The following is an 18,833-nucleotide window of genomic DNA, read 5'->3' on the forward strand; positions in this document are numbered from 1 at the left end:
TCGTCCCCTGGGACTCGGTTTCTAAGCTGACGATCTGTAACACCACCTATGCTTCTGGCAATAACCTTGACTCCGAGGATGTTACGGATCCACCCTTGATTCGGGTCGCAGAAGGAGATTTTCGCTACTGGTCATCCAATGAACGCTGGCAGTGCACCTGGGATGATGAGCGTCGAGACGCCAGTAATGGCACCAGTAACAACCCCACCTCTGCCGCTACTAGCGACCCTGACCCAACCTCCGATGGTCTTCAAGATGGAACCAATGGACCCGACTTTCAGGCGCATGTTGAAGTCTGTGTCGATGGACTGATCGGCACCGAAAAATGTAAAGAATATGGCAGTTCCCAAAAACCGACCGGCCTGCTGCATACCTACGGTGAGAACGACAGCATCAAGTTTGGTCTGATGACCGGCTCTTACCGGTTCAACAAGTCCGGCGGTGTGGTACGTAAGAATATCTCCTATTTCAGTGATGAAGTAGACAACACGGATGGTACATTTACCAGCGTTAACGGGATTGTCTCTACACTGGATAAGCTCAGAATTGCCAGATACCGATACAATGATGGCGATACCGGTGACTCAAACGGCACATATAACATTTCCGATGACTGTCCCTGGGGGCTGTCATCATTCACTGATGGCGACTGTTCCAACTGGGGGAACCCGGTTACCGAAATGTACCTGGAAGCTGTGCGGTATTTCGCCGGCCTCAACAGAAATAACTCCTTCAGCAACAACGCCAATGATGACACCGGTTACATCAGTGGTTTGACGAATGTGGGGCTTTGGGACGATCCTTTCGACAACAGCAATTACTGCGCAGCTTGCAGCATCATTATGCTCAATGCCAGCGACTTCTCCTATGATTCCGATTCACTCGATATGTCCGGCCTGCCCGGCAGCCCGGATGCAAGCACTCTGACAGATACCGTCGGCGATGAGGAAGGCATTAGCGGAAATGATTATTTTGTTGGTGAAAATGGCACGGATAATGATCAGTTATGCACCCCCAAGACCATTTCCAGTTTCGGGGATGTCAAGGGCCCCTGTCCCGGCTCGCCGAGATTGCAGGGCAGTTACAACATCGCCGGTATCGCGCATTGGGCAAAAACCAATGATATTCGCGCCCTGACAGACGATCAAAAGATTAACACTTACAGTGTCGCACTCAGCGGCAACGTGCCCCAGATCCGCATTCCTGTACCCGGCGCCACTGATCAGTTTGTCACGGTCCTTCCGGCCTGTCGTAATGACAGTGTTGGCGGCAACTGCGCACTCGTAAACTTCACTATTGTGAAACCCCATACTGATCTTGGTGGCGGCACTTATGGCGGCTCATTCCAGATTCAATGGGAAGATAGCGAACAGGGCGGTGACTACGACCAGGATATGAAGGGTACTATTTCCTATGAAATCACATCTTCCAACGTCACTATCGAAACAAAAATCACCGGCGACTCTTCCGATAACACAGAAATGGGTTTTGGATATACGATTAGTGGAACAACCGATGACGGTTTCCATGTTCATTCAGGAATCTGGGGATTTACCTACGACGAACCAGGTATCACAAACGACTGCAGCAGTGGCTGTGATGGCCATGCATCAAGTACAAGTGGGGGGGACAGTCCAACAAATAAGACCTATTTAATTGGGACTTCAAGTGCGGACTTGCTTAAAGACCCGCTCTGGTATGCTGCCAAATGGGGTGGTTTTACCGATTACAATAATAATGATCTTCCTGACCTGCAATATGAGTGGGATCAACGCAACAATGATACCGGCGCCTATGAATCTGATGGTATTCCGGATAATTATTTTCTCGCCTCCAACCCGGCAACCCTGGAATCACAGTTGAACCGGGTATTCAATGAACTTCTTCAACGCCTTTCATCCGGTTCCGCTGCGGCGGTAATCGCCGACACTGTCGCTATGACCGGCGGCGTGGTTCAGGCTTTATATCAACCTGAACAGACCTATGACAATAAAACCCTGAACTGGACCGGACTGGTGCACAGCGTATTCATCGATGACGAAGGTAATCTGCGCGAAGACACCAATGGCAATGCTACTTTGGATGATTATGCTACGGATAAATGGATCCAGATCCTGTATGACGAGGCTGTTGGCCGGACCCGGGTATTTTACTGCAATCGTTCGGATTCCTGTGCAACCTACGATGATATTCGTGAGATTGAGGAAATGAAACCAATCTGGAATGCCCGTGATAAGCTGGCCGAAGTATCCAATGCTGCCATTACCGAACAAAGACCTTATGGCAATTCATTTTCTGATAGCAGCAGCGGTGGCCGCCATATCATCACCTGGCTCGACGATGACGACGGTGACGTTGACAGTGGCGAAGTTGTTGACTTCACTGATGATAGTTTCGACAGCAGTAATTTTGGTTATCTGAATGCTGTTGATGAGACCGAAGCAAAGAATATCGTCAACTTTATTCGCGGCCAGGAAGGTATCACGGGATATCGTAACCGTACCGCTGATTATGACGGCAATGGTGAAAAACCCTGGCGCCTGGGCGACATAGTCCACTCAACGCCGCTGATCGTCTCCAAACCGGATAACAACTATGATACGCGTTTCGGTGACGATACCTACCGGGATTTTCGTGCCCAGTACGAAAATCGGCGCGGTGTCGTTTATGTTGGCGCCAATGACGGGATGATCCACGCTTTTAATGCCGGCTTCTTCGATCCGAACAACAGTCGTTTCTGCCTTAAAGCCGATTGCTCTGCGGCATCCGAAGAAGACGAGCATCCGCTCGGTGCGGAATTGTGGGCCTACGTCCCGAAAAACCTGCTCCCCCATCTGCGCTGGCTGACCGAGCCCGATTATCCCCATGTTTATTACATGGACGGTAAACCCCAGGCATTCGACGTCAATATTTTCCCGGATGACGCCGATCATCCCGATGGCTGGGGCACGATCCTCGTCGTCGGCATGCGTCTTGGTGGTAGTGAAATTGATGTCGATTATGATGATGACGGGACAACGGATTACACTGCCCGGTCGGCCTACGTAATCCTGGACGTCACCAACCCGGAAACCGCTCCCACGGTGCTGGCCGAATTTACCGATTCGGACCTTGGTTTCACCACCAGTGCGCCGCAAATTGCCGTGCGCCGCCAGCCGGATGACAATATCGACTGGACCGAGGCTCAGGCAGGCAGCGATACCCAACCCAATGACTGGTACCTGGTATTCGGTAATGGCCCGACGGACCTGGATACCGTCACCAGTACGAATAATGCGCAGGTCTATGCCCTGGAGCTGGATCTGGTCAGTGGCCGGCTTGACGTGGATTCCAGCCAGGTCACCAAGATTGATACCGGGATCACCAGCAGCTTTGTTGGCGATCCGGCGGTGGCTGACTGGTCCAATGATTTTCTCTCCGATGCCATTTATTTCGGCATTGTGGGCGGCGATGCCAGTAATCCGGATGGCCGCCTGATGCGCGTTGCCATCACTACCAACACAGTAAGTGACTGGGCGCTCAGCGCCAACCGTGGGACGCTGATCAATCCCGGTCAGCCGTTTGTTCACCGCCCGGAACTGCGTTCAATCGACGCTTCGCCCCAGAACCACTGGTGGGTTTATGCCAGTACCGGTCGGCTTTATACCGCAGCGGATAATAACAGCACCGAAACCCAGTCAATGTATGGTATCCGGGAAATTCATGATTCCACATCCCCGAACATGTTGCCGGATGTCGATGCCACGGCATACCGGGGCTCATCAGGCGACTATCCTGTACAGGATGTCACTGGAGTCAAAGTCTTTTCAGATGGATCGGTCGAGGTCCCTGCCGGCCAGGGAATCGAAGACACTGACGGTGACGAACCCTCAACCTTTAATGAGTTCGAGTCTGTTATTAACAGCCGTCAGGGCTGGTATTTTGACTTCGAATCCGATGGGACCAACCCGGCCAGTCGAGGGAACTCGCGCTCCACATTCTGGCAAAACCTGGTACTGTTTAACAGCTATAATCCGCCGACCGACACCTCGTGCCTGCCTGAGGGGTACAGTGATCTCTGGGCGGTTTATTACACAACCGGGACGGCCCACTGGGAAGATATCGGTCTGAACAAAACCGACCCGACATCCACCAATGGCGCCGGTTATCCTGAGAAAATGCCCAAGATCGAACTCGGCTACGGCATTGCTTCAGACATCACGCTGTACCGGACCAAAGATGGCAGCAAGCCCATCATCCAGTTGACTACCGGTGAGATTGTGGAGACCGATGAAGTCACTGGTGGACAATCCGGTTCCGGACGCCAGTCATGGCGCGAGATCCCTCTGGATTAAGCAATAAACAATGAAGGTTGATTAATGATGTTAGCCAGAAAGCACACTTGCCAACGCGGGCTCAGCCTCATTGAGCTGATGGTCGTTGTGGCAATCATAGGGATTATCGCGGCCGTTGCGATACCGGCCTACGACGCACAGAAGCGAAAAGGCTATCGTGCCGATGCAATCAGCGCCCTGACCCGTGCTGCACACTTGCAGGAGCGCTGGTACTCACGGAAAGGGACTTACGCCAACAGCCTTGCGACTATCGATGCGCCAACCGAGAGCGAGAACGACAAATATGATATTTCACTCAGTTTTGATTCCGCTACTCCGGATGAATTTACCGTAACAGCGACAGCAAGAGGTCCGCAGACACAAGATGAAAAATGTCGCAGTTTCAGTCTGGATCAGGCCGGGCGTAAAACGTCCGAGGACAGTGATGGCAACCCATCGACCGGTTGCTGGCCGAAATAACAAAGTTGGCAGGTTGCATTAATGATGAAGGTGAAATTTTGAATGTTGAATTCAACATTCTAAATTCATCATTCAAAATTCACTGCCGACTGCCATCTGACAACTGCTAACTTTTTATCTTCAGTTCGGCAGGCAGTGAGAACACCACGTTCTCCGCCTCCCCGTTGCCCCGGTCGATTTCGTCAACCCCCCACTCCCTGAGTCTGTCTATCACCTGCTCGACCAGAACTTCCGGCGCCGAAGCGCCGGCGGTCAGGCCGATACGGGCAATGCCATCCAGCCAGGCTTTTTCTATCTGGTCGGCGTTATCGATGAGATAGGCCCGGGAGCCGCGCCGTTCGGCGACTTCCCTGAGCCGGTTGGAGTTGGAGCTGTTGGGTGAGCCGACGACCAGTAGCAGGTCTACCTGTTCGGCAAGGGATTTAACCGCGTCCTGGCGGTTCTGGGTGGCATAGCAGATATCGTCCTTGCGCGGGCCCTGGATGGCGGGGAAGCGTTCGCGCAGGGCGTCGATAATCGCCGCGGTGTCATCCATCGACAGGGTGGTCTGGGTCACGAAAGCCAGGTGCTCGGGATCGTTGACCTGCAACGCGGCCACGTCTGCCACGGTTTCAACCAGATACATTTTCCCGCCGGCGCCGGTGTCGAACTGGCCCATGGTGCCTTCCACCTCCGGGTGACCCGCATGACCGATAAGGATACATTCCTGGCCGTTGCGACTGTAGCGTTTCACTTCCAGATGCACCTTGGTTACCAGCGGGCAGGTCGCATCGAACACGCTCAGACCGCGACTTTCCGCTTCCTCGCGCACGGCCCGGGAGACGCCGTGGGCACTGAAGATCACCGTGGCGTCATCGGGCACCTCGTCCAGTTCCTCGACAAAAATCGCCCCTTTGTCGCGCAGGTTGTCGACCACGAAGCGGTTGTGGACCACTTCATGGCGCACATAGATGGGCGCGCCGAACAGTTCCAGCGCCCGTTCGACAATGTCGATGGCGCGATCGACCCCGGCGCAAAAGCCGCGCGGGTTGGCGAGTATGACTTTCATGTATCGCTGTCCTGGGTGAATTCTCCCGGTTCAATGGCCAGAATTTCCACGTCGAACACCACCGGTCGGCCCGCCAGCGGGTGATTGAAATCGACTACCACTTCCTCTTCGCGGACTTCATGAATGGTGCCCGGCACCTCATCCCCGGACGGGGTGCTGAAACCGAGAATAATCCCCTCCTCCAGCGGCAGTTCGGCGGCGAATTCACTGCGCGGCAGGGTATGAATATTTTCCTCGTCGGGAAAGCCGAAGGTGTCGCGCGGGCCGATCTCCAGACACTGCTTGCTGCCCACCTTCAGACCGTATAACACCATCTCCAGCCCCTCGATCAGGGTGCCGTCGCCCATGGTAAAGGTCATCGGCTCCCCTTCCTCGGTACTGTCCGCCACCGTGCCATCGGTGAGGCTCAGGGTAAAGTGCATGGTCACCCGCGATCCCGGGCCGATAGTCAACGCTTCGATATCCGCCATAATAATCTGCTCGTTTTATTCGTCTTTGTATTTTGCCGCCAGTTTCCGGTCGGCCCGGTACTGACGCCATGTATCGACCAGAATCAACACCACACCCAGGGTAATGGCGGCATCGGCCAGATTAAAGGCCGGCCAGTGACACTCGGCCTGGCCGTCACGAGGCCAGCTGAAAAACAGGGGCAGACATTGAGCGCCACGATAATAGAAATCGAGAAAGTCGACCACATAGCCGTGCAATAACCGATCGATCAGGTTGCCCACGGCGCCACCGAGAATCAACGCCAGAGAGGCTGCCTGCAGATGCTCGTGTTTGAGCCGTTTTATCCAGACAAAAATCGCAATGCTGATGGCCATGGCCATCAGCGTAAAGAACCAGCGCTGCCAGCCGCCCGCGTCGCTCAGAAAACTGAATGCTGCGCCGCGGTTGTGCATCAGGGTCAGGTTAAACATCGGCATCAATTCAATCGGTTGATGCAGCCCCAGATAAGCACTGGCAGCTAACTTGCTTGCCTGATCCAGCACTACCACTGCCGCTGTTAACCATAACCATTTCAACATATAAAATCCTCTTCACCCTTTCCGGCACAGCTCCAAAAAGATTATTTTTTCGTTATCCCGGCGCCTGTCCGCGTCAGGGTGAAAATCAGGGTTCGGTTCTGTCAGCCCGGACTGGATTCCGGCTTACGCCGGAATGACGTATTCAATGATTGCCTCGTCACTCGAACCTCGTAACTCGTCCCTGTTCTTACGCGTGTAACCGCTCTTCACCGGCACCCTCTACATTCTCCACACAACGCCCGCACAACTCGGGATGATCCGGGTTATGGCTCACATCCTCGCGATGATGCCAGCAACGCACGCACTTGGCATGCGGTGAGGCGGAGACGGAGACCCAGATCTCATCGTTGCCCGTCAGCGTGTAGTGCTGTGCTTCGGCGGGCGGATCGCCGGCCAGGTAGAGCCGCGCATCCGAGGTAATCAGCACAAACCGCAGCTCGTTCTCGATCAGGGCCAGCGCATCATAAATTTCCCGTCCGCAATAGATGCCGACTTCGGCATCAAGATTGGCGCCGATACCGCCTGCCACGCGCAGGTTTTCCAGTTCTTTGTTCACCGCGTCCCGCACCTGCATGATCCGTTGCCAGTACGCCAGCTCGTCAGCTGCCATTGGCTCATCAGCAAACATGCGCGGCAGGTCGTACCAGGTATTGAGCAACACCGACGCGCTGCGCTCACCGGGAATGTTCTCCCAGATATCCTCGGCGGTAAAACTCAACACCGGCGCCATCCAGCGTACCAGCGCCTCTGCAATATAATACGCCGCGGTCTGTGCCGAACGCCGGGCCACGCTCGCCGTGGGCATGGTGTACTGGCGATCCTTGATCACATCCAGGTAGAAACTGCTCAGGTCCACCGCGCAGAAGTTATGCATCAGCTGATAGATGGTATGGAACTCGTAGTTCTCATACGCGGCCTCAACCTGTTGCTGGATCTCGCGGGTACGTTCCACTGCCCATTTGTCCAGGCTGAGCATCTGTTCCGGCGCGACCGTATGTTGTGCCGGGTCAAAGTCGCCCAGGTTGGCCAGCAGATAACGGGCGGTATTGCGCATGCGCCGATAGGCATCGGCCGTGCGCTTGAGAATTTCATCGGAAACGCGTATCTCGCCGCTGTAATCGGTGGACGCCACCCACAGGCGCAGGATGTCCGCGCCCAGGTTGTTGATCACCTTTTGCGGCGCCACCACGTTGCCCTTCGACTTGGACATCTTCTGGCCTTTGGCATCGACCGTGAATCCGTGGGTCAGCACGGCTTTATAGGGCGCGCTGTCCTGCATCGCGACCGCCGTCAGCAGCGAGGACTGGAACCAGCCGCGATGCTGATCGGAGCCTTCCAGATAAAGATCGGCGGCGGGATAATCCTTTAAACCGAGACGCGCACTCAATACCGCGAAATGGGTCACGCCCGAGTCAAACCAGACATCGAGCGTATCGCGGACCTGTTCGTAATCATCAGCCTCGTCACCCAGCAATGTTTTGACGTCCAGCTCGAACCAGGTATCAATGCCCTTCTGTTCAATACTTTTCGCCACCTGCTCAATGATCTTGCTGGTTTCAGGATGTAACTTGCCGCTCTGTTTGTGCACAAACAACGTGATCGGCACGCCCCAGGTGCGCTGGCGCGAGATGCACCAGTCAGGCCGGTTCTCCACCATACCGATGATGCGCGCTTCGCCCCACTGCGGCATCCAGCAGGTTTTGCCAATGGCTTCAAGGGCTTTTTTACGCAATGCGTTCTGATCCATGGCGATAAACCATTGCGGCGTGGCGCGAAAGATGATCGGGGTTTTGTGCCGCCAGCAATGCGGATAACTGTGACGCAGCGCTTCCTCGTGCACCAGTTTGTTGTGCGCCTTGAGCGCGTCGATCACACTGTCGTTGGCCTTGAACACATGCTGACCTTCAAACAACGGCGTGCCCTCGACAAACTTGCCATCTCCCCCCACCGGGTTGTCCACCTTGAGGTGATAACGCTGTCCGACCACATAGTCGTCCTGACCGTGACCGGGCGCGGTGTGCACGGCGCCGGTACCCGCTTCCAGGGTGACATGCTCGCCGCAGATGATCGGCACTTCACGCTCGTAGAAAGGATGCTGTAATTTGAGATCCTCGAGATCGGCGCCCTTGCAATAGGCCATCACGCGATAGTCTTCCACTCCCCAGCGCGCCATGATATCGCCCAGCATGGCCTCGGCGACGATCAGCCGCTCGGGCACATGATCGCCCACCCCGTCGCACTGGACCACGGCATAATCAAGTTCGGGATTGACCGCCACCGCCTGGTTGGCCGGCAGGGTCCAGGGGGTCGTGGTCCAGATCACCACCGAGATCGGTCCCTTGCCTTCATGATCCGTCACATGATGACAGCGGCTCAGCAACGCGGTTTCGTTCAACAGTTCAAAGCGCACGTCGATGGCCGGCGAGGTTTTGTCCTCGTATTCCACTTCCGCCTCGGCCAGCGCCGAGGCGCAATCGACACACCAGTGTACCGGCTTGAAGCCCTTGTGCAGATGGCCCTGATCGATGATCTTGCCCAGCGCCCGCACAATGTCGGCCTCGAACTGGAAGTCCATGGTCAGATAGGGATGCTCCCAGTCACCCAGCACGCCCAGCCGTTTGAAGTCTTCGCGCTGGCCGTCCACCTGCTCGGCGGCATAGTCACGACAGGCGGCACGGAACTTGTCATGCGAGACGCCGACACCGGCCTTGCCGATTTTCTTCTCGACCTGCAACTCGATCGGCAGACCGTGACAATCCCAGCCGGGGATATAGGGGGCATCATACCCGGCCAGGGTTTTGGACTTGATAATGATGTCCTTGAGGATCTTGTTAACGGCGTGACCGATATGAATATCGCCGTTGGCATAGGGCGGGCCGTCGTGCAGCAGGAACAGCGGCCGGTTTTCGGCTTTGGCCTGCTCGCGCAACTTTTTATACAGGCCCATCGCGTACCAGCGCTGGAGAAAGTCCGGCTCGCGTTTGGCCAGGTTGCCACGCATGGGGAAATCGGTTTGCGGCAAATTGAGAGTCTGTTTGTAATCAGTCACGATATTAATCCGTAGTGGCGTTCAGTGATGTTCAATGATGGGCAGCAAAGTAAGCCCGGGTCTGTTCGACATCGGTGTCGATCTGCTGCTTGAGCCGTTCCAGCGAGTCGTACTTTTCCTCGTCGCGTAATTTGTGCCTGAAACTGACCTGGATATGTCGCCCGTATATGTCCTGGTTGAAATCGAGAATAAACACTTCCAGCAGGGCACGCGTGCCATCCACGGTCGGCCGGGTACCGAGGCTGGCGGCCCCCTGCAGCGGCTCACGCTCCAGCCCGAATACGTCTACCGCAAAGATACCCTGCAAGGGCGTCACCCGTCGATGCAGGTGAATGTTGGCGGTAGGAAACCCGAGCTGGCGGCCCAGCCGATCGCCGTGCGCCACCCGCCCGCTCATGCGATAGTCACGTCCCAGCAACCGTTCGGCGGCGCCCATGTCGCCGGCTTCCAGCGCCTGACGAATGCGCGTGCTGCTGACCCGCTCGCCGTCGATCTCGAAGGTATGCATGTTGACCACCGTGAAGCCGTGTTCGTCGCCGGCGGCGCGCAAGTCATCGATGTTCCCGGCCCGGCCGCGGCCAAAACGAAAATCATCACCGACCACCAGGTACTTAACGCCCAGCCCATCGACCAGCACCTGCTGAATGAATTCCGCGGGACTCAGCTGCGCCAGCTTGCGATTGAACGCCAGACATAGCACCCGATCCACGGCATAGCGACGCAGGGCCTGAATCTTTTCCCGAAAGCGGGTCAGACGCGAGGGCGCTGCGCCGGGTTTGAAATACTCCAGCGGCTGGGGCTCGAAGGTAATTACCACTGTCGGCAGACACAGTTCGCCGGCCTTCTCCGCCAGCTGGCCGATGACCGCCTGATGGCCCAGATGCACCCCGTCGAAATTGCCGATGGTCGCCACGCAACCGTGGTGACGGGGGCGCAGGTTATGCAGACCGCGGATCAGCTCCATGATTGATTTACACCGCCGGAAAAAGGCCAAAAGTATAACAAAAACAAGGGGCTGTTAGCGAAAAAACCCCGGGATTCAGGCAAATGAAATAACACTCTCGCCAAGACGCAGAGCCGCCAAGAAAAGATGACTGTTCTTCTTTGCGAGCTTAGCGTCTTTGCGAGAGATCATTCCCTGCCTTTAGCAGGCTAACCCGACACCGGCCGGCGGAACTGGCCGAAACGCAGGCCGCTTAAGGCCAGGACGGCAAAGTAGATAATGGCGCCGACCGGAATCAGCCAGCCCAGATGGGTCAGGCGCTCGGTCAATGTGTAGTCGACCCACTGTGCCCAGTTGCCAGCCAGGACCCAGAGGCTGGCGCCCATCACCCCGCCGGCCAGAATCACGCGTATAAAATAGAGTCCCCAGCCGGCTTCGGGGCTGAACACTCCGTCGCGCAACAGACCGCGTAACAGCAGCATGGCATTAATGAAAGAGGAGAGCGTGGTCGCCAGCGCCAGCCCGGCATGGGGCGCGGAATAGCCCACCTGCACCAGTGTCACCACCAGGATCACATTGAAAATCATGTTGGCGAGCATGGCGATCAACGCCACTTTCATCGGCGTTTTCGTGTCCTGGCGGGCGAAGTAGCCCGGCACCAGCACCTTGACCAGCATAAAACCGAGCAGACCGAAGCTGTAGGCGATCAACGCCAGCGCCATCATGCTCAGATCATGGCCGCCCTTGCCGCCGTATAAAAACAGGGTCGCCAGGATCGGCCCGGCCAGCACACCGAGCGCGACTGCCGCCGGCAGGCCGATGAGCACGACCCAGCGCAACGCCCAGTCCAGGGTGCGCGAGAAAGCCAGCGAGTCCTGGCGGGCAAACTTCTCGGACAAATAGGGCAGGATCACGGTGGCCAGGCCGATGCCGAACAGCCCCAGTGGAAACTCCATCATGCGATCGGCGAAATAAAGCCAGGTAATACTGCCGAAGGCGAGAAACGAGGCCACCATCACGTCGAACAGCAAATTGATCTGCATGGCCGAAGAGCCGATGATCCCCGGCAGCATCAGCTTCATGATGCGCCGTACCCCCGAATCGCGCCAGCCCCAACGCGGCCAGCGCAACAGCCGAAGTTTGAGCAAAAACGGCAGCTGCAACAGCAATTGCGCCACCCCGGCGATCAGCACCCCCCAGGCCAGGGCCATGGCCGGCACGGCAAAATAATCCGACAGCCACAGGGCCGCCCCGATCAGGCTCAGGTTGAGCAGCACCGGGGTAAACGCCGGCAGGGCGAAGCGACCGTAGGTGTTGAGCACCCCGCCGGACAGCGCGGTCAGGGAGATAAAAAAGATGTAGGGAAAGGTGATGCGCAGCATCTCGGCGGTCAGATCCACCTGCCCCGGATCGCCGATATAGCCCAGCGCGATCAGCATGACGAACAGGGGCGTCACCAGCACCACCAGTGCGGTGAGAATCAGTAGCACCACCCCCAGCGTGCCGGCGGTGGCAGCGATCAAATCCCGCACTGCCGCCTCGTCGCGCTGGACCTTGTACTCGGCCAGCACCGGCACAAAGGCCTGGGCGAAGGCCCCCTCGGCGAACAAGCGGCGCAGAAAATTGGGGATCTTGAAAGCAATCAAAAAGGCGTCGGTGGCCCTGCCGAACTCGAACACGGCGGCGAACACCACATCCCGCACCAGGCCGGTGATGCGGGAGATCAGGGTCATGCTGCTGAAAATGGCGGTGGACCGTAACAGTCCCATGGCGGCGTCTCTATCGTGTTGTTATTCAATAATTTTTTAGTTTGTAACCACTTACATCCCCACCGGCTGGCGGGCCGACCTGCGCATCTTACCCCACCGGCCGGGGCGCTGAATACGCAGCTGATGAAATTTCGCCAGGTCGTTGACATTTGGGGGCAAAACCACCATCATACGCGGCCTTCGAATTTACGAAATTGATTGAGTCAGGAGAGACGTTTTGGCCAACACTGCACAATCCCGCAAACGGGCGCGTCAGGCGGAAAACAACCGCCAGCACAACGCGGCCTATCGTTCCAAATTCCGCACCTTCGTCAAGAAAGTGCTCGGCGCAGTGAAAGCCGGCGACAAGGCCCAGGCCGAACAGGCCTACAAGCAAGCCGTGGCCGTCATCGACAAAACCACCAGCAAGGGCCTGATTCACAAGAACAAGGCCGCCCGGCACAAAAGCCGGCTCAATGCCCGCATCCGCGCGATGTAATCGGGGCAGCCTGCTGCAAACATAAAAAAAGCCGGATAGTAATCCGGCTTTTTTTATGCCCGAAACAGACTGTTCAGGCGGCGGAGCGGACCTCCTGAAGCAGGGTATCCAGTTGCTCCAGGGTAAAAGGTTTGTGCAGGGTGCCCAGCATCCTGACGCCGGCCTCATGGGCCACGTTCATTGCCGCCTGCGCCATCTCACTGGCCGCGGCGGTGACAAAAATGCAGGGTTTGCCCGGCTGCAGCTGGCCCAGTTCCACCGCGAAATCCACCCCGCTCATGGCCGGCATGTTGATATCCAGCAATACCAGATCGTAGGCCGCCTGCCGCAGCCGGCGCAGGCCTTCATGACCGTCCTCAACACAATCCACCTCACTCTCGCCCAGCTGCCCGAACATGCTCCCTATCAGCCGACCGAGCTGAACATCATCATCCACCACCAGAATCTTCATTACGCTCCCCTGTTACTCATCTCGGTAGAATGGGCACGGGATTCTTCCCGATAACCCCGCCTGTCAAAGTAATATCGGCCAGGGGCGCACCCGACTTTACGCGCTTACACCAGCACCATGTTGTCGCGGTGAATCAGCTCCGGCTCGTCGACATAACCCAGAATCGACTCAATAGCTTCGCTTGGCTGGCCCATGATGCGACGCACCTCGTCGGCATTGTAGTTGACCAGCCCCCGGGCCACTTCCCGACCCTCGGGGCTGACGCAGGCGACCATCTCGCCGCGCACAAAATCGCCGCTCACCCCGCGCACGCCGACCGCCAGCAGGCTGCGCCCCGACTGTTGCAGTACTTTGACCGCCCCGGCATCGAGCTCCAACCGGCCGCGCATTTGCAAATGACCGGCCAGCCATTGTTTGCGCGCCGCCAGCGGTGCCTGCTCGGCATATAACAGGCTTCCCAGGGCCTCCCCGGCCCGCAGCCGGGTCAGCACCTGGTCTTCGTGCCCCGAGGCGATCACCGAAGAAGTGCCGGAGCGCGCCGCCAGGCGCGCGGCACGCAGCTTGGTTTTCATCCCGCCCCGACCCAGTACCCCGGCGCCATCGGAGGCCATGGCATCCAGCGATTCATCATGGGCCGGCGCCTCCTCGATGAGCGTGGCATCACTGTGCTGGCGCGGATCCCGATCGTACAGTCCCTGCTGATCGGTCAGAATAATCAGGGTATCGGCTTCCACCAGGTTGGCGACCAGCGCAGCCAGAGTGTCGTTATCGCCGAAGCGGATCTCGTCGGTCACCACGGTGTCATTTTCGTTGATCACCGGAATGACCCCCAGTTGCAGCAGACTACGCACCGCGCTGCGGGCGTTAAGATAACGCTTGCGGCTGGTGAGATCATCGTGGGTCAGCAGGACCTGGGCGGTATGCAGGTTATCCCGGGCAAAACGTGACTCGTAGGCCTGAATCAACCCCATCTGTCCCACGGCGGCGGCGGCCTGCAGATGGTGCAGGGCGCTGGGGCGCTGCTTCCAGCCCAGCCGGGACATACCCTCGGCCACCGCGCCGGAGGAGACCAGCACGATTTCCACTCCCTGCTCCACCAGGGCGGTCATCTGCGCTACCCAGTCATCCAGCCCGTCGCGGTTGAGGCCGGCGCCGTCGCGCGTCAGCAGGGCGCTGCCGATCTTGATGACCCAGCGCTGCGAGGTTTTCAGTTGTTGCCGTCTGGCCATGCCGTCTTGTTCCACTTCGCGTTAGTCGTCTTCCACCGATGCCGGCCGGGCGTCCTCTCGCTGGCGCTCGATATAGCTCATGATGTCATAACAGAGCTGCCGGGTGCCGATCTGGCTGATGGCCGAGATCGGATAGATCGGTCCCTGCCAGCCCAGCTCGTCGACGACCGCCTGACAGCGGGCCTCGCGTTCGTCCTCGGGCAGCAGGTCGATTTTATTCAATACCAGCCAGCGCTCATAGTCGGCCAGCGCCGGATCAAAACGCACCATCTCCTGCTCGATGGTGCGCACGTCGCTCACCGGATCGCCGGCCGGATCCGGCGGCACCATATCCACCAGGTGCAGCAACAGCCGGGTGCGCGAGACGTGCTTGAGAAACTGCAGTCCCAGCCCGGCGCCCTCGGCCGCGCCCTCGATAATCCCCGGAATATCGGCGATCACGAAGCTGCGGTGCGCCTCGACGCTGACCACGCCCAGGTTGGGATAGATGGTGGTAAACGGGTAATCGGCTACCTTGGGACGGGCCGCGGAAACGGCACGGATAAAAGTCGACTTGCCTGCATTGGGCAGGCCCAGCAGCCCCACGTCGGCCAGGACTTTCATCTCCAGACGCAGCAGGCGGGCCTCGCCGGGGGTACCGGGGGTGGACTGGCGCGGGGCCCGATTGGTGCTGCTTTTGAAACGGGTATTACCGATCCCGTGATGACCGCCTTTGGCCACCAGCAGGGTCTGGCCGTGCTCCAGCACATCGCCGAGCAGCTCCTGGGTCTCCTCGTCGAATACCTGGGTACCCAGCGGAACAGGAATGGTGAGATCCTGCCCGCCCTTGCCGGTCATGTTGCGGCCCTTGCCCTGCTGGCCATGCTCGGCGCGAAACTGGCGCGTGTAGCGAAAATCGGCCAGGGTGTTGAGATTGCGCTCGCCGATCAGATACACATCACCACCGTCGCCGCCGTCACCGCCATCGGGGCCGCCGAACTCGATAAATTTTTCACGCCGAAAGCTGACGCAGCCGTTGCCGCCCTTGCCGGCTTCGACCCGAATAGTTGCTTCGTCGACGAATTTCATCTTTTAAGTTCCGTATAGTTACGAGAGCCAAGACGGCCCGGGAAAATTGGTCTTACCTGCTCCAAATCCTGTTTGATTTGCAGACATCTTTGGTCCGACAACACTATTGTTTAGCGGTCGAACCGCAAACCCTCAGAAGCGACACTGTTCCGGACGCACATATCAAACGCAATTGCTCACTGCCTGAATGCCCTGTTCCCATTCTCTGTGCCTTTGCGCCTCCGCGTCCTTTGCGTTATGCCCCGTAGCCTGGAGAAAAGACACGTATTCGCTGATTGCATACCCGTCCTGCAAACAAAAACCCCGTCGCGAGGGACGGGGCTTTGGCGGTTCGGCTTGTAGCCTGGCGTCTTCAGGCCGGGATAATGCTGACCTGTTTACGCTGCCGGGGCCCCTTGGTCTCGAATATCACGGTGCCGTCAGCCTTGGCAAACAGGGTATCATCACCGCCCTTGCCCACGTTTACGCCCGGGTGAACCTTGGTGCCGCGCTGGCGAACCAGAATGTTACCGGCCTTGACTACCTGACCGCCATAGCGCTTGACGCCAAGGCGTTTCGACTGGGAATCGCGACCGTTGCGGGTACTACCGCCTGCTTTCTTATGAGCCATGTTTTACGTCCTCTTGCTTAACCGCTGATACCGGTGATTTCCAGTTCCGTGTAGTCCTGACGGTGACCCTGGGTTTTCCGGCTGTGTTTGCGGCGACGGAATTTGATAATCATCACCTTCTTGCCACGACCGTGGCTGGCCACGGTCGCGGTGACCTTGCCGCCCTCGACGTAGGGCTTGCCAACCTTGAAATCCTCGCCATCGGCGATCATCAGGACCTTGTCGATATCCACGCTGGCGCCCTGCTCGGCGTTGAGCTTCTCGACCTTGATTTTCTGGCCCTGTTCTACCCGGTACTGCTTGCCACCGGTTTCGATAACCGCGTACATAATCTGTGCTCCAAATATCCCCGCCTCGAAGGCGGACTCGACTGTGGAAAGGGGCGCAATTTTAGCGCCTGGGACCGCCCCGGTCAAAGAATTTTCCTGATTTTCTGCCAATTTAAGCGCCTTCAAAGCCGCCTCTGGCTTGACAGGTCAGTGGGGGCTCCCTAGCATTTTGCGCTTTGCCCACAGGCGAGCCATTTTGAAGACTCTCGAGGAAATCCAGGCGTTAATCGGCCCCGATATGGACGAGGTCAACCGCTGCATCGGCGAGCGGCTGCACTCCGAGGTGGTATTGATTAACCAGGTCGGGACTTACATTATAAATAGTGGCGGCAAGCGGCTGCGCCCCATTATTCACCTGCTGTGCGCCCGCGCGCTGGGCTATGAGGGCCGCTATCACGTGGATCTGGCGGCGATCATCGAGTTCATCCACACCGCCACCCTGCTCCACGACGACGTGGTAGACGGCTCCGAGCTGCGCCGGGGGCGGGAAACTGCCAACAATTTGTGGGGGAATTCGGCCAGTGTGCTGGTCGGCGATTTCCTTTATTCGCGCGCCTTCCAGATGATGGTCGACATCGGCCACATGGATATCATGCGGATTCTGGCCAATTGTACCAACACCATCGCCGAGGGCGAGGTCCAGCAACTGCTCAATATCCACGACGCGGACACCACCGAGGCCCGCTACATGGAGGTCATCCATAACAAGACCGCCAAACTGTTCGAATCCGCCAGTGAGCTGGCTGCCGTCATTACCGATCAGCCCGAACCGGTCCAGCAGGCCATGGCCCGCTACGGCATGCATCTGGGCAGCGCCTTCCAGCTGGTGGACGACGTGCTCGACTACCGCGCCGACAGCGAGGAGACCGGCAAGAACATCGGCGACGACCTGGCCGAGGGCAAACCCACCCTGCCGCTGATCTACGCCATGGCCCGCGGCAGCGCCGAGCAGAGCGCAGTCATCCGCAAGGCCATTGAAACCGGGGGTCTGGAGCAGATCGACGCCGTACGCGAAGCGATTGAATCCACCGGCGCTATCGACTACACTGCGCGCTGCGCGCGAGCGGAGGCCGATCAGGCCATCGAGGCGCTGAGTGAAATCCCGACGTCGCAGTACAAAGACGCCCTCAGCTTCCTCGCCGAATTCGCCGTCAACCGCAGTTACTGACGCAAGACTTCCCATCGCATAGATGCCGTCAGCGCCGTTTCAACACAGCTTTTAGTAAGCCGTTCAAACGGATGATGACAAGGCAAAGCGAGCGAGGAAAGCGGAATTTACTACGAGTAAATGAGCATTTCCGAGAGAAGCTTTAACGCCGTCAGCGCCGTTTCAACGGCTTAATAACGGGGTGTAGCTCAGCCTGGTAGAGCACCGTCTTCGGGAGGCGGGGGTCGTAGGTTCAAATCCTGTCACCCCGACCAATTTTATTTTCTTACGCCGGACCTTGCCGGCGGTTTAATGAGGGTGACCGAATTTCCGGCCCTCCGGGCGTTCGGACTGCTGCGTTCGCTACGCGAACGGTCAGCCCTCACCCTGTCACCCCGACCAATTCAAAACAAATGCCGGCCTTCCACGTATTGGGAAGGCCGGCATTTTTGTTTGTGAGACAGGTCGAGGAAATTGAACGTTGCCGGGAAATACAGGGTGACATTTCATACACCCGGTATCTCTGACGAACGTTATTCACTCCCGAGCTTACCAACGACTTTATCGTTGATGGGACTGGTTTATATCCACAAACCCGTATTTCATCCCGGCAGCTTCAACGATCTGCTTCAGAGATTCGGCATATTTCGCATCCCCCGCATAAACAAGCCATACCCCGGGAAACTGGTTATCTGATACAGCACCTTTGATAACAGCATTGGCCAGGGCAGAATTGCGGCTGGTCACAACCACCTTCCCCTCACCGTTACTTGAGCGCTGTTGCAGGTGTCTTCTCAGGTTTTTGGCGTTAGCACCACCACCGGCAGCGATCGCCATACCGTCGCCAATCGCCCCATGCGATGGAATGGCTATATAATCAAAGTCCTTGCT

15 protein-coding genes, 1 tRNA gene and 1 pseudogene are annotated in these 18,833 nt (G+C 57.5%); 5 read left to right on the forward strand and 12 right to left on the reverse strand.

Annotation, left to right across the window (positions count from 1 at the left end):
* Positions 1-95: 95 nt before the first annotated feature.
* Together R6U90_RS00180 and R6U90_RS00185 are read left to right on the forward strand one after the other, a co-directional pair.
* On the forward strand, positions 96-4,334 hold the full coding sequence (locus R6U90_RS00180) for a pilus assembly protein (RefSeq protein WP_410350639.1): 4,239 nt from the start codon (positions 96-98) through the stop codon (positions 4,332-4,334).
* A gap of 24 nt (positions 4,335-4,358) precedes the next feature.
* Complete coding sequence (locus R6U90_RS00185; RefSeq protein WP_410350640.1) at positions 4,359-4,793, forward strand: type IV pilin protein; 435 nt, start codon at positions 4,359-4,361, stop codon at positions 4,791-4,793.
* A 106-nt stretch (positions 4,794-4,899) separates the two neighbouring features.
* Here R6U90_RS00185 and ispH read toward each other — a convergent pair whose 3' ends face one another.
* The 6 genes from ispH to murJ all read right to left on the reverse strand — a co-directional run bounded on the left by ispH (position 4,900) and on the right by murJ (position 12,630).
* The gene (gene ispH / locus R6U90_RS00190) at positions 4,900-5,841 is read right to left on the reverse strand and encodes a 4-hydroxy-3-methylbut-2-enyl diphosphate reductase (protein ID WP_410350641.1); all 942 of its coding nucleotides are present in this window, start codon (positions 5,839-5,841) and stop codon (positions 4,900-4,902) included.
* Positions 5,838-6,311: an FKBP-type peptidyl-prolyl cis-trans isomerase gene (fkpB, locus tag R6U90_RS00195; protein ID WP_410350642.1), complete on the reverse strand. Its 474-nt coding sequence runs from the start codon at positions 6,309-6,311 to the stop codon at positions 5,838-5,840. The genes ispH and fkpB overlap by 4 nt, the downstream gene beginning before the upstream one ends.
* 15 nt (positions 6,312-6,326) lie before the next feature.
* Complete coding sequence (gene lspA / locus R6U90_RS00200; protein WP_410350643.1) at positions 6,327-6,869, reverse strand: signal peptidase II; 543 nt, start codon at positions 6,867-6,869, stop codon at positions 6,327-6,329.
* A 187-nt stretch (positions 6,870-7,056) separates the two neighbouring features.
* Positions 7,057-9,870 carry an isoleucine--tRNA ligase gene (gene ileS, locus R6U90_RS00205; protein ID WP_410350652.1) on the reverse strand — a complete coding sequence of 938 codons (2,814 nt, stop codon included), beginning with the start codon at positions 9,868-9,870 and terminating at the stop codon, positions 7,057-7,059.
* 79 nt (positions 9,871-9,949) lie between these two features.
* On the reverse strand, positions 9,950-10,882 hold the full coding sequence (gene ribF / locus R6U90_RS00210) for a bifunctional riboflavin kinase/FAD synthetase (protein WP_410350644.1): 933 nt from the start codon (positions 10,880-10,882) through the stop codon (positions 9,950-9,952).
* Between the two features lie 188 nt (positions 10,883-11,070).
* Positions 11,071-12,630: a murein biosynthesis integral membrane protein MurJ gene (murJ, locus tag R6U90_RS00215; protein ID WP_410350645.1), complete on the reverse strand. Its 1,560-nt coding sequence runs from the start codon at positions 12,628-12,630 to the stop codon at positions 11,071-11,073.
* A 217-nt stretch (positions 12,631-12,847) separates the two neighbouring features.
* Between murJ and rpsT the strand changes: the two genes are divergently transcribed.
* Positions 12,848-13,108, forward strand: a complete 261-nt coding sequence (gene rpsT / locus R6U90_RS00220) for a 30S ribosomal protein S20 (protein ID WP_410350646.1) — start codon at positions 12,848-12,850, stop codon at positions 13,106-13,108.
* Between the two features lie 73 nt (positions 13,109-13,181).
* Here rpsT and R6U90_RS00225 read toward each other — a convergent pair whose 3' ends face one another.
* From R6U90_RS00225 to rplU, 5 genes are all read right to left on the reverse strand, one after another.
* Positions 13,182-13,559: a response regulator gene (locus R6U90_RS00225; protein WP_410350647.1), complete on the reverse strand. Its 378-nt coding sequence runs from the start codon at positions 13,557-13,559 to the stop codon at positions 13,182-13,184.
* Between the two features lie 104 nt (positions 13,560-13,663).
* Positions 13,664-14,788, reverse strand: coding sequence for a glutamate 5-kinase (gene proB, locus R6U90_RS00230; protein WP_410350648.1), 1,125 nt, complete (start codon positions 14,786-14,788; stop codon positions 13,664-13,666).
* 21 nt (positions 14,789-14,809) lie between these two features.
* On the reverse strand, positions 14,810-15,856 hold the full coding sequence (cgtA, locus tag R6U90_RS00235) for an Obg family GTPase CgtA (protein ID WP_410350649.1): 1,047 nt from the start codon (positions 15,854-15,856) through the stop codon (positions 14,810-14,812).
* A gap of 352 nt (positions 15,857-16,208) precedes the next feature.
* Positions 16,209-16,466, reverse strand: a complete 258-nt coding sequence (gene rpmA / locus R6U90_RS00240) for a 50S ribosomal protein L27 (protein ID WP_410350650.1) — start codon at positions 16,464-16,466, stop codon at positions 16,209-16,211.
* A 17-nt stretch (positions 16,467-16,483) separates the two neighbouring features.
* Complete coding sequence (gene rplU / locus R6U90_RS00245) at positions 16,484-16,795, reverse strand: 50S ribosomal protein L21 (RefSeq protein ID WP_310693138.1); 312 nt, start codon at positions 16,793-16,795, stop codon at positions 16,484-16,486.
* Between the two features lie 196 nt (positions 16,796-16,991).
* On the opposite strand from rplU, the gene ispB reads away from it, so the two are divergent.
* On the forward strand, positions 16,992-17,963 hold the full coding sequence (gene ispB / locus R6U90_RS00250) for an octaprenyl diphosphate synthase (protein WP_410350651.1): 972 nt from the start codon (positions 16,992-16,994) through the stop codon (positions 17,961-17,963).
* Between the two features lie 177 nt (positions 17,964-18,140).
* Positions 18,141-18,217 (forward strand) — tRNA-Pro (locus R6U90_RS00255).
* 286 nt (positions 18,218-18,503) lie between these two features.
* On the opposite strand, the pseudogene R6U90_RS00260 reads toward R6U90_RS00255, so the two are convergent.
* Positions 18,504-18,833, reverse strand: a pseudogene (locus R6U90_RS00260) (hypothetical protein); the annotation flags it as partial.

The sequence above is a fragment of the Thiohalophilus sp. genome, from assembly GCF_046483665.1.
Taxonomy (GTDB): Bacteria; Pseudomonadota; Gammaproteobacteria; order UBA6429; family Thiohalophilaceae; genus Thiohalophilus.

Bases quoted from the DNA above. Each gene is read 5' to 3' on its own strand.
- ribF (WP_410350644.1), bottom strand. From the start codon at position 10,882: ATGGAGCTGATCCGCGGTCTGCATAACCTGCGCCCCCGTCACCACGGT.
- rplU (WP_310693138.1), bottom strand. From the start codon at position 16,795: ATGTACGCGGTTATCGAAACCGGTGGCAAGCAGTACCGGGTAGAACAG.
- rpmA (WP_410350650.1), bottom strand. From the start codon at position 16,466: ATGGCTCATAAGAAAGCAGGCGGTAGTACCCGCAACGGTCGCGATTCC.
- cgtA (WP_410350649.1), bottom strand. From the start codon at position 15,856: ATGAAATTCGTCGACGAAGCAACTATTCGGGTCGAAGCCGGCAAGGGC.
- murJ (WP_410350645.1), bottom strand. From the start codon at position 12,630: ATGGGACTGTTACGGTCCACCGCCATTTTCAGCAGCATGACCCTGATC.
- lspA (WP_410350643.1), bottom strand. From the start codon at position 6,869: ATGTTGAAATGGTTATGGTTAACAGCGGCAGTGGTAGTGCTGGATCAG.
- R6U90_RS00225 (WP_410350647.1), bottom strand. From the start codon at position 13,559: ATGAAGATTCTGGTGGTGGATGATGATGTTCAGCTCGGTCGGCTGATA.
- R6U90_RS00185 (WP_410350640.1), top strand. From the start codon at position 4,359: ATGATGTTAGCCAGAAAGCACACTTGCCAACGCGGGCTCAGCCTCATT.
- proB (WP_410350648.1), bottom strand. From the start codon at position 14,788: ATGGCCAGACGGCAACAACTGAAAACCTCGCAGCGCTGGGTCATCAAG.
- ispH (WP_410350641.1), bottom strand. From the start codon at position 5,841: ATGAAAGTCATACTCGCCAACCCGCGCGGCTTTTGCGCCGGGGTCGAT.
- ileS (WP_410350652.1), bottom strand. From the start codon at position 9,870: ATGCGTGGCAACCTGGCCAAACGCGAGCCGGACTTTCTCCAGCGCTGG.
- fkpB (WP_410350642.1), bottom strand. From the start codon at position 6,311: ATGGCGGATATCGAAGCGTTGACTATCGGCCCGGGATCGCGGGTGACC.